Below are 8,950 nucleotides of genomic sequence, written 5' to 3' on the forward strand. Positions count from 1 at the left end.
GCATAGCCGACGAGAACCAATCAAGAATGATAACTGCGTGCAAAGGGATGAGGAAGCATGAGCAGAATAGGCATTATGGGTGGCACCTTTAACCCAATCCACATAGGACATCTGATGCTGGCTGAACAGGCGCTGGAGTCGGCACACTTAGACCAGGTCTGGATGATACCAACGGGTTGTTCTTATCTGAAGACAAAAGACGGCATTACAATTCTGCCCGGAACAGAACGCTATGATATGGTACAACTTGCTATCGCAGATAATGATAGATTCCGCTGCCTGGACATTGAGATAAAGCGTCCCGGAAATTCCTATAGCTATGAGACCATGGAGCAGCTGCACAGAGAATATCCGGAACATCTTTTTTATTTCATCTGTGGGGCTGACTGCCTGTTTACCATGGAACAATGGAAATGCGCAGACCGACTGTTTGCTGCCTGCGAGATTATAGCTGCGGTGCGGGGAGATGCGGATATGAAGGGAATGCAGGAGAAGATCAGGCAGTTGGAGGAACATTTTTCTGCGAAGATACAGTTGCTCTCTTTTCGAAGAATTGAGATATCTTCTTCGGAAATCCGTGCGAGAAGATCCGAAGGTCTTTCCGTGCGCTATCTTGTGCCGGAAGCAGTGAGGGAATATATGGAAGAAAAGGGGCTTTACCTGGATGAGTGATATCTTAAAAAAACTGACCAAAGAGATGCAAAAAGTACAGGATCCCAAGCGCTTTACCCATACATTGGGGGTAGAATACACAGCGGCGGCCCTTGCCATGCGATACGGCGAAGATATGGAGCGTGCACAGATTGCGGGACTGCTTCATGATTGTGCCAAATGCATGGAAAATGATAAACTTTTGTCTGCCTGCGAAAAGTATCATCTTCCGGCGACGGATGTGGAAACGCGCAATCCCTATCTTTTACATGCCAGAGTGGGAAGCTATCTGGCAAAAAAGGAATATAAAATCGAAGATCCTGAGATCTTAAGTGCAATTTTATATCATACCACAGGGCGTCCGGGTATGACACTTCTGGAGAAGATCATTTTTACCGCAGATTATATTGAACCGGGGAGAAAACAGGCACCGAACCTTACCCAGATACGCCACCTGGCATTTACGGATCTGGATGCTGCCGTGACGAAGATTTTAGAGGATACGCTGGAATATCTGAAATCGGGGGACGGTGAGATGGATCCCATGACAGAAGAAACCTATAACTATTATAAGAAGAATGGATAAATAAAATAGAAAGTGTGAGGAGTTAGCATGAGTGAAGAATCCAGAAAAATGGCAAAACTGGCCGTAGAGGCGCTGGAAGATAAAAAAGCAGAGGATATCAAAGTAATAGACATCAGTAATGTGTCTGTAATTGCAGATTATTTTATTATCGCGGGAGGCAATAACTCTAGCCAGATCCAGGCACTGTGTGATAATGTAGAGGAAAAGCTGGGAAGAGCCGGTTTCCCTGCCAGACAGACCGAAGGCTATGAGACAGCCAACTGGGTACTGTTAGACTTTGGCGATGTGATCGTACATGTCTTTGACAAGGAAAACCGTCTGCTCTATGATCTGGAACGTATCTGGAGAGATGGCGTACAGATTCCCGTAGAGGAACTTTAAGCTTCGCTGTCTCCCAGATGGAGAAAGAAGCTGATGAGATAGAGTCCGCTGATTCCCACCAAAACATATACAATTCTGGAAAACCAGGACATGTCACCGAACAGGAAGGCTACAAGATCAAAGCGGAAAAGCCCGATCAGCCCCCAGTTCACTGCACCTATTATAGCTATGGTGAGAGCGGTTCCGTCCAAATATTTATTACCCATAAAATCTCCTTATCCTGTCTGTATGAAATTTGCTGCTGCAAAATCCATACAGACATTTTTTTGAAGTTTCTATTTAATGATTGTTTCATAGATAGTCTTACCCCCAAAAATAAAAAATATACTACTTTTAAATAAAAATTAAGCTTTGTTGATCTATTTTAATGTCAAAAAACATCAAATTAGAAAATAAAGTCCATTGACAAAGGAAATAGAAGCGAGTAATATACAAAAATAACAATTATACATTGTATATTTGTATACATTGTTAAAAAGGAGGAAGATATTATGAAGAAATTCAACAAGGTGTTAAGTGTTGTTGTAGCATCTGCCATGGTTATGGCTATGGCTGGTTGCGGCAATACAGACAATGGTTCCGCTGCAACCGGTACTAACGCAGCAACTGAGAGCGCAGCAGCTGACAACGGTGCAGCATCCGGCAGTGTATTCAAAATTGGCGGTATCGGACCTACCACCGGTGGCGCAGCAGTTTATGGACTGGCTGTACAGCATGGTGCAGAGATCGCAGTAGAAGAGATCAATGCAGCAGGTGGTATCAACGGCTATCAGGTAGAGTTCAAGTTCCAGGATGACGAGGCAGATGCTGAGAAATCCGTAAATGCTTATAATGCATTAAAGGACTGGGGCGCACAGGTCCTCGACGGATCTACCACCAGTGGAGCATGTATTGCGGTTACCGACAAGACCAAAGAAGACAATATGTTCCAGATCACTCCTTCCGGATCTGCAGTAGAATGTGTTCAGTATGATAACAACTTCCGCGTATGCTTCTCCAATCCTAACCAGGGTCTTGCATCCGCACAGTATATTGGTGAGAATGGTCTGGCTGAGAAGATTGCTGTTATTTATGACAGCTCCGATGTATATTCTTCCGGTATTTATGAGAAGTTTGTAAAGGAAGCTGAAAACCAGCCCTTTGAAGTAGTAGCTGCAGAAGCATTTACTGCTGATAACAAGACGGATTTCTCCGTACAGTTACAAAAGGCAAAGGATGCCGGAGCAGACATGGTATTCCTTCCTATTTATTATCAGGAATCCGCACTTATCCTTACACAGGCAGCTGCTATGGGTTATGCTCCCAAGTGGTTCTCATGTGATGGTATGGATGGTATTCTCGGTGGTGTAGATAATTTTGATGTATCTCTGACCGAAGGCGTTATGCTGTTAACTCCTTTCGCAGCTGATGCAACCGATGATCTGACCCAGTCTTTCGTAACTAAGTATAAGGAAAAATACGGTGAGACTCCCAACCAGTTCGCAGCAGACAGCTATGATGCTATCTATGTGATCAAGGCTGCTATCGAGAAGAGCGGTGTTACTCCTGATATGAGTGTTTCTGATATTTGTGATGGTATGAAGGCTGCCATGACAGAGATCACTGTAGATGGTCTGACCGGTAACGGCATGACCTGGACCGCAGACGGTGAGGCTAACAAGGCTCCTAAGGCTGTTGTGATCGAGAATGGTGCTTACAAGGCTATGTAATTTTGCTGATAAAGTTTCCAAAGAGGGTTACCGCAGGGTAGCCCTCTTTGCTTAATGTCAGAGACTTTGCAATAATGGGAGAGCAGTTGTTTTTCCCGGTATGTTCTGTTATACTTTATTTTATATGATAATTTGTGCATTCGCATGAATGGAGGTAGTTCACATGAGTTTTATCAGTTATCTGATCAACGGTATCAGCCTTGGAAGTGTCTATGCGCTGATCGCATTAGGCTATACCATGGTATATGGTATTGCCAAAATGCTGAATTTCGCACATGGTGATGTCATTATGGTCGGTGCATTTATTACTTATACAATGTGCAGTACCATGGGACTTTCTCCTGTGATCGGTGTTCTGGCAGCTGTTATCGCCTGCACCCTGTTGGGAATGGCTATTGAAAAAGTAGCATACAAGCCTTTAAGAAAGGCTTCTTCTCCGTTAGCGGTTCTGATCACCGCAATCGGTGTCAGCTATCTGCTGCAGAATGTAGCTCTTTTGATCTTTGGTGCAAATGCCAAGGCATTTACTTCTGTAGTATCCGTTCCCGCTGTGAAGCTGGCAGACGGACAGATCAATATTACCGGAGAGACCATCGTTACGATTGTTACCTGTCTGATCATTATGGCAGGTCTGATGCTTTTTATCAACAAGACCAAAGCAGGACAGGCAATGTTAGCAGTATCCGAGGATAAGGGGGCTGCACAGCTGATGGGTATCAATGTGGACGGAACCATTGCACTGACTTTTGCCATCGGATCCGGACTGGCCGCTGTAGCGGGAGTTCTGTTATGTTCCGCATATCCTTCCCTGACACCGTACACCGGTTCCATGCCCGGTATTAAAGCTTTCGTGGCGGCTGTATTTGGCGGAATCGGATCTATCCCCGGTGCTCTGGTTGGTGGTATATTGTTGGGGATTATCGAAATCTTTGGTAAAGCCTATATTTCTTCCCAGATGGCTGATGCTATTGTATTTGCAGTTTTGATCGTTGTGCTTCTGGTAAAACCTGCCGGACTGTTTGGCAAGAATATTCAGGAAAAAGTATAAGGGAAGAGGCAGGTACATAATATGAAGAAATTATCGAATAAGAAAATAAATAAAACCTTCCGGGATAATCTTATTACTTACGGAATGGTGATTGCAGCTTATGTCATCATGCAGATTCTGGTGTCTGCCGGCAGTGTGAGCAGCTTGATCCAGGGACTATTGGTTCCTCTGTGTACTTATGCAATTCTGGCGGTATCTCTGAACCTTACCGTAGGTATTCTGGGAGAACTGAGCCTTGGACATGCAGGATTTATGTGTATCGGAGCATTCACCAGCGCATTTTTCTCCAAAGTCATGGAGAATAGCGCAATGCCTTCCGGACTTCGCTTTTTCTTTGCTATTCTGATCGGTGCATTTTTTGCAGGTGTGTTCGGACTGCTGATCGGTATCCCCGTACTTCGTTTGAAGGGTGACTATCTGGCAATCGTAACACTGGCTTTTGGCGAAATCATTAAGAATCTGGTAAATATTATGTTTGTAGGCCGGGATGAGAATGGATTCCATATCTCCTTTACCAATACCATGGATCTGAACATGTCAGAGGACGGAGACGTTATTATCAAAGGTGCACAGGGTATCACCGGAACCCCTCATGATTCCAGCTTTACCATTGGTATTGTGTTATTGCTGATCACATTGTTTATTGTATTGAACCTGATTCACTCCAGAGACGGACGTGCCATCATGGCAATTCGTGACAATACCATTGCGGCGGAATCCGTAGGAATTCATATTACAAAGTATAAACTGATGGCATTCTCCATTTCTGCGGCACTTGCAGGTGTAGCAGGCGTACTGTATGCGCATAATCTGTCCACACTGACGGCATTACCCAAGAACTTTGGATATAACATGTCTATTATGATACTGGTATTCGTTGTACTGGGTGGCATCGGTAATATTCGCGGTTCCATTATTGCTTCTGTAATCCTTACCCTGTTACCGGAGTTACTGCGTGGTCTGAACGATTATCGTATGCTGATCTATTCCATCGTACTGATCGTAATGATGCTGTTCAACTGGGCTCCGAAGTGTATTGAATGGAGAGAAAAAGTGGCAGCCAGATTCAAGAAGTCTGTGAAAAAGGAGGCTGAATAATCATGGCATTATTAGAGGCAAAAAATTTAGGCATTTCTTTCGGCGGACTTCGTGCGGTAGATGATTTCAATATTAAGATTGAAAAAGGTTCCCTGTACGGACTGATCGGTCCCAACGGTGCAGGTAAGACCACCGTATTCAACCTTTTGACAGGTGTATATAAGCCCACAGAGGGTATTATTACGCTGGATGGAAAGGATGTTACCGGTAAAAAGACCATCGAAATCAATCAGGCAGGAATTGCAAGAACCTTCCAGAATATTCGACTGTTCAAGGATCTGTCTGTGATAGACAATGTAAAAGTAGGTCTGCATAATCATATGAGCTACAGCACGGTTACCGGTATTTTACGTCTGCCGAAATATTATAAAGTAGAAAAGCAGATGACGGAGGAGGCCATGGAGCTTCTGAAGGTATTCGGATTGGAAGAGGAAGCGGAAACACTGGCGGACAATCTTCCCTATGGTAAGCAGAGAAAGTTGGAGATTGCGAGAGCACTGGCTACCAAGCCCAAGCTCCTTCTGTTAGATGAGCCTGCTGCAGGTATGAACCCTAACGAGACGCTGGAACTGATGGAGACCATCCGTTTTGTCAGAGAGCATTTTGATATGACGATCCTTCTGATCGAGCATGATATGAAACTGGTAGGCGGAATCTGTGAGGAACTTACGGTTCTGAACTTTGGCCGTGTCCTGTGTCAGGGCAAGACCAGTGATGTGCTGAACAATCCGGAAGTCATCAAGGCTTATCTGGGCGAATAGGAGGATAGATGGCTATGGCAATGTTAGAGGTAAATGATATCAAAGTATATTACGGCATGATACAGGCCATAAAGGGTGTCTCCTTTCACGTAGATGAGGGAGAGGTCATTGCACTGATCGGAGCCAACGGCGCCGGTAAGACAACGATCCTGCACACCGTATCCGGTCTGCTGACACCGAAGGAAGGAACCATTACTTTTGAAGGTCAGGATCTGGTCAAGATTCCCGGACATAAGATCGTATCCATGGGTATGGCGCATGTTCCGGAAGGAAGACGTGTTTTCGCACAGCTTTCCGTATTACAGAATCTGATGATGGGTGCCTACACCAGAAAAGATAAAGAAGAGATCGCGCAGACTCTGGAGACCGTATTTGAACGCTTTCCCCGTTTGAAGGAACGTCAGAATCAGATGGCGGGTACCTTGAGTGGTGGTGAACAGCAGATGCTGGCCATGGGTAGAGCATTAATGTCTCATCCCAAGATTATTTTAATGGATGAGCCGTCCATGGGACTGTCCCCTATTTTTGTAAATGAGATTTTTGATATTATCCAGGAAGTAAGCAAGAGCGGTACTACAGTTCTGCTGGTAGAGCAGAATGCGAAGAAGGCATTGTCCATCGCAGACAGAGCTTATGTATTGGAGACCGGTAAGATTGTTCTGGAAGGCAAGGCAAGCGACCTTCTGAATAATGATTCCATTAAGAAAGCATATCTGGGTGAATAACTCTTGATTTAAGCCGCTGCGGGTGGAAGCAGCAGAGACAGAAAGGTATGGTGATCGAAATGAATAATGTAGTCATTACCATTGCAAGACAGTATGGAAGCGGCGGGCGAACCATCGGTGAGATGTTGGCGAAGAAGCTGAATGTTCATTACTATGACAAGGAGCTGATGAAGCTGGCAAGTGATGACAGTGGCATCAATGAAGCGCTGTTCGTAAATGCAGATGAAAAAGTGAAGAGCACGAAGCTGTTCCATATTGCGAAAAAGGAGTATCACGGGGAACTGATTCCTCCGGAAAGTGATGATTTTACCTCCACGGACAATCTGTTTAACTATCAGGCGAAGATCATCCGGGATCTGGCAAAGGAGGAATCCTGTGTCATTATCGGACGGTGTGCGGATTATGTGTTGAAGGATTATCCGAATGTCCTCAGCGTATTTATTCATGCCCCGAAGGAATATTGTCTGGAAGGCGCAGCGAAGAAGCATAGCATGAGCCCGAAGGAATTGGAGCGCTTTATCAATAAGACAGATAAGCACCGTGCGGAGTACTATAAGTATCATACCGGACGGGAATGGACAGATGCAAGAAATTACGATCTGTGTCTGGACAGCTCCAAGCTGGGATATGAAAGATGTGTGGATGAGATCATTTCTTATATGAAAGTAAGATTCCCAGAGAACTAAATGTAAAATATAGTTAAAAACAGCCTGCAGCTAATCATGCTGCAGGCTGTTTTGCTATCTGTAAAAGCGGAATACACCGAACACGGTGCCAAGGATCTGACAGTCATCTACAATGATAGGATCCATGGTGTCGTTCTCCGGCTGGAGACGGATATGTCCCTTCTCCTTATAGAAAGTCTTGACGGTAGCGGAATCATCGATCAGGGCCACAACGATCTCACCGTTATTCGCTGTGTTCTGGACATGAACGAAGACACGGTCACCGTTGAAAATACCGGCATTGATCATGGACTCTCCGCGGACATTCAGAATGAAGGATTCTCCCTTGGGTACTACATCGGCGGGAACAGGGAAGTAGTCCTGAACGTTCTCTTCGGCCAGAATAGGCTGCCCGGCAGCAACATTACCGATCACGGGGAGGCTGACCATCTCGGTACGCACCATCTGGAAGCTGTCGTCGCAGATCTCAATGGCACGGGGCTTGGTGGGGTCTCTGCGGATATAGCCGTTCTTCTCCAATGTCTCCAGATGAGAATGAACGGAAGAGGTGGATTTTAAGTTCACCGTCTCACATATCTCACGCACTGTGGGGGGATAGCCTCTTTTTAAAATCTCATCTTTGATATAATCTAATATTTCCTGCTGCTTGGCAGTAATTTTTCCATAGCCCATAAATGACCTCCGTAAAACATCTGTTCTTACTGATTTATATAACGATTATAGCATAGCAAAAAGTAAAAAGCAAACATATATTCCAAAAATATGTTCGATTTTTAACTTGACGGGTCTTCGCCACTTGCTCAACCCTAAAATCCATACAAGCCGCAGAAATGCGGTATTTTTTTTGTCAAATTCTCTTAAATTATATGTTGTGTGGTGTGTTATAATGAAGTATGAAGATTTGGTATGACAGAAAATCCAAGGATCCAACCTACTTCATACAGATGGGGATCCGCAATGGAAAGAAAACATTCTCCTTCAGCCGGATCACATAGCTTGTGCCGTTTTCCTCACACTGCTTATAAAGATCAGGCGTAGAAAAACCGCTATCACCACGAAGTAGAATAGGGATTTCCGGATAGTCATGCAGATATTCACCCAGTACCGGCTGCAAAAAATCAACTACTCCGGTGTAGGAATACTGTGTTCCATCACGCAGCTGGATTTTTATCAGATCCCCGGTCATTCCATCATAACAGACAAGTGGATGATAACCATTGCTCTGATAGTGAAAGTTAAAGGCTCTGCCTTCCTGTCTGCCGTATGCATCAAGAAGAGTGGAATCCAGATCCAGAATAACAGCCT

Annotated in this window: 11 protein-coding genes and 1 pseudogene; 9 read left to right on the top strand and 3 right to left on the bottom strand. The window is 44.7% G+C overall.

Annotated elements, in window-relative coordinates:
* The first annotated feature begins 57 nt into the window (after positions 1-57).
* The 3 genes from nadD to rsfS are packed head-to-tail and all read left to right on the top strand — an operon-like array spanning position 58 to position 1,618.
* On the top strand, positions 58-672 hold the full coding sequence (nadD, locus tag DWZ61_RS06840; RefSeq protein WP_118537859.1) for a nicotinate-nucleotide adenylyltransferase: 615 nt from the start codon (positions 58-60) through the stop codon (positions 670-672).
* Complete coding sequence (gene yqeK, locus DWZ61_RS06845; RefSeq protein WP_118537860.1) at positions 665-1,237, top strand: bis(5'-nucleosyl)-tetraphosphatase (symmetrical) YqeK; 573 nt, start codon at positions 665-667, stop codon at positions 1,235-1,237. Before nadD ends, yqeK begins: the two co-directional genes overlap by 8 nt.
* Before the next feature lie 27 nt (positions 1,238-1,264).
* Positions 1,265-1,618 carry a ribosome silencing factor gene (gene rsfS / locus DWZ61_RS06850; protein ID WP_022312519.1) on the top strand — a complete coding sequence of 118 codons (354 nt, stop codon included), beginning with the start codon at positions 1,265-1,267 and terminating at the stop codon, positions 1,616-1,618.
* On the opposite strand, the gene DWZ61_RS06855 is transcribed toward rsfS, so the two are convergent.
* A complete protein-coding gene (locus DWZ61_RS06855) occupies positions 1,615-1,824 on the bottom strand; it encodes a DUF378 domain-containing protein (protein WP_117465665.1) in 210 nt (69 codons plus the stop codon). The two genes, rsfS and DWZ61_RS06855, sit on opposite strands and share 4 nt — an antisense overlap.
* 285 nt (positions 1,825-2,109) lie before the next feature.
* Here DWZ61_RS06855 and DWZ61_RS06860 point away from each other — a divergent pair, with 285 nt between their 5' ends.
* The 6 genes from DWZ61_RS06860 (at position 2,110) to DWZ61_RS06885 (ending at position 7,645) form a co-directional block, all read left to right on the top strand.
* A complete protein-coding gene (locus DWZ61_RS06860; protein ID WP_118537861.1) occupies positions 2,110-3,327 on the top strand; it encodes an ABC transporter substrate-binding protein in 1,218 nt (405 codons plus the stop codon).
* Positions 3,328-3,490: 163 nt separating this feature from the next.
* A complete protein-coding gene (locus DWZ61_RS06865) occupies positions 3,491-4,375 on the top strand; it encodes a branched-chain amino acid ABC transporter permease (protein WP_117465667.1) in 885 nt (294 codons plus the stop codon).
* Between the two features lie 21 nt (positions 4,376-4,396).
* Positions 4,397-5,473 carry a branched-chain amino acid ABC transporter permease gene (locus DWZ61_RS06870; protein ID WP_117465668.1) on the top strand — a complete coding sequence of 359 codons (1,077 nt, stop codon included), beginning with the start codon at positions 4,397-4,399 and terminating at the stop codon, positions 5,471-5,473.
* Positions 5,474-5,475: 2 nt separating this feature from the next.
* Complete coding sequence (locus DWZ61_RS06875) at positions 5,476-6,234, top strand: ABC transporter ATP-binding protein (RefSeq protein WP_022312523.1); 759 nt, start codon at positions 5,476-5,478, stop codon at positions 6,232-6,234.
* A gap of 14 nt (positions 6,235-6,248) precedes the next feature.
* Positions 6,249-6,959, top strand: coding sequence for an ABC transporter ATP-binding protein (locus DWZ61_RS06880; RefSeq protein ID WP_118537868.1), 711 nt, complete (start codon positions 6,249-6,251; stop codon positions 6,957-6,959).
* Between the two features lie 59 nt (positions 6,960-7,018).
* Positions 7,019-7,645, top strand: a complete 627-nt coding sequence (locus tag DWZ61_RS06885; protein WP_117465704.1) for a cytidylate kinase-like family protein — start codon at positions 7,019-7,021, stop codon at positions 7,643-7,645.
* 54 nt (positions 7,646-7,699) lie between these two features.
* On the opposite strand, the gene lexA is transcribed toward DWZ61_RS06885, so the two are convergent.
* Positions 7,700-8,317, bottom strand: coding sequence for a transcriptional repressor LexA (gene lexA / locus DWZ61_RS06890; RefSeq protein WP_118537862.1), 618 nt, complete (start codon positions 8,315-8,317; stop codon positions 7,700-7,702).
* Between the two features lie 298 nt (positions 8,318-8,615).
* Positions 8,616-8,950 (bottom strand): annotated as a pseudogene (locus tag DWZ61_RS06895) (transposase); the annotation flags it as partial.

Origin of the sequence: Clostridium sp. AF34-10BH, from assembly GCF_003478095.1 — a bacterium.
GTDB classification, from domain to species: Bacteria; Bacillota; Clostridia; order Lachnospirales; family Lachnospiraceae; genus Acetatifactor; species Acetatifactor acetigignens.

Excerpts from the sequence above, each read along its gene's own strand:
- DWZ61_RS06855 (WP_117465665.1), bottom strand. The coding sequence starts at position 1,824 with ATGGGTAATAAATATTTGGACGGAACCGCTCTCACCATAGCTATAATA.
- DWZ61_RS06885 (WP_117465704.1), top strand. The coding sequence starts at position 7,019 with ATGAATAATGTAGTCATTACCATTGCAAGACAGTATGGAAGCGGCGGG.
- yqeK (WP_118537860.1), top strand. The coding sequence starts at position 665 with ATGAGTGATATCTTAAAAAAACTGACCAAAGAGATGCAAAAAGTACAG.
- DWZ61_RS06860 (WP_118537861.1), top strand. The coding sequence starts at position 2,110 with ATGAAGAAATTCAACAAGGTGTTAAGTGTTGTTGTAGCATCTGCCATG.
- DWZ61_RS06880 (WP_118537868.1), top strand. The coding sequence starts at position 6,249 with ATGGCAATGTTAGAGGTAAATGATATCAAAGTATATTACGGCATGATA.
- DWZ61_RS06865 (WP_117465667.1), top strand. The coding sequence starts at position 3,491 with ATGAGTTTTATCAGTTATCTGATCAACGGTATCAGCCTTGGAAGTGTC.
- DWZ61_RS06870 (WP_117465668.1), top strand. The coding sequence starts at position 4,397 with ATGAAGAAATTATCGAATAAGAAAATAAATAAAACCTTCCGGGATAAT.
- rsfS (WP_022312519.1), top strand. The coding sequence starts at position 1,265 with ATGAGTGAAGAATCCAGAAAAATGGCAAAACTGGCCGTAGAGGCGCTG.
- nadD (WP_118537859.1), top strand. The coding sequence starts at position 58 with ATGAGCAGAATAGGCATTATGGGTGGCACCTTTAACCCAATCCACATA.
- DWZ61_RS06875 (WP_022312523.1), top strand. The coding sequence starts at position 5,476 with ATGGCATTATTAGAGGCAAAAAATTTAGGCATTTCTTTCGGCGGACTT.
- lexA (WP_118537862.1), bottom strand. The coding sequence starts at position 8,317 with ATGGGCTATGGAAAAATTACTGCCAAGCAGCAGGAAATATTAGATTAT.